Raw genomic sequence first — 1,043 nt, forward strand, 5'->3', positions numbered from 1 at the left:
CGCCGACCAGCGGGTCGGCGTCCACGTCGAACCGTCACTCGAACTGATGATCGGCACGTGGGGTGTCGTGCTCTCCGGCGGCGCCTACGTCCCGCTCTCCCCGGAGTACCCGGAGGAGCGGCTGCGCTACATGATCGAGGACAGCGGGGCGAGGATCGTCCTCACCCAGGACCGCTTCCGCGACCGCGTCGAGGAACTGGCCCCGCCCGGCACGACGGTCGTCGTCATCGGGGACGTACCGCCGTCGCAGGCACCGCTCCCCGCCCCCGCCCCCTACGACCTCGCCTACGTCATCTACACCTCGGGCTCCACCGGCAAGCCCAAGGGTGTGATGGTCGAGCACCGTTCGATCGTCTCCCAGATGGAGTGGATGGCCGCCGAGCACCGGCTCGGCCCCGGCGAGACCGTCGTCCAGAAGACCCCGATGAGCTTCGACGCCGCCCAGTGGGAGATCCTCGCCCCGGCCGTCGGCGCCCGCGTCGCCATGGGCCCGCCCGGTGTCTACCGCGACCCCGAGGGGCTGATCGACACCGTGCGGCGGCACGGCGCCACCATGCTCCAGTGCGTGCCGACCCTCCTCCAGGCCCTCGTCGACACCGAGCGACTCGCCTCCTGCACCAGCCTGCGCCGGGTCTGCTCGGGCGGCGAGATCCTCTCCCGGAACCTGGCCGTGCAGGTGCTCGGCGAGCTGCCGGACGCCGAGCTGGTCAACCTCTACGGCCCCACCGAGTGCACCATCAACGCCTCCTCGCACACGGTGGACCGCGCGACGGTCGCCGACGGCCCGGCGGCGATACCCATAGGCCGACCGGCCCACGGGACGACCTTCCACATACGCGACGGCGAGCTGTGCATCGGCGGCGTCCAGGTGGCGCGGGGGTATCTGGACCGGCCGGAGCTCACCGCCGAGCGGTTCATCACGAGCGAGACCGGCGAGCGGCTGTACCGCACCGGAGACCTGGCCCACCTCAACGAGGACGGCACCGTCCAGTTCGCCGGCCGCGCCGACAACCAGATCAAGCTGCGCGGCTTCCGCGTCGAGC

The 1,043-nt window shown here is 71.8% G+C and carries 1 protein-coding gene; it reads left to right on the forward strand.

Annotated features, from left to right (window positions below; translation table 11 throughout):
* Nucleotides 1-1,043: amino acid adenylation domain-containing protein (locus CCN56_RS30470; RefSeq protein ID WP_143664669.1), on the forward strand; the 1,043-nt coding region annotated here is incomplete at both ends.

Origin of the sequence: Streptomyces sp. NRRL B-24572 (assembly GCF_002156145.1) — a bacterium.
Taxonomy (GTDB): domain Bacteria; phylum Actinomycetota; class Actinomycetes; order Streptomycetales; family Streptomycetaceae; genus Streptomyces; species Streptomyces vietnamensis.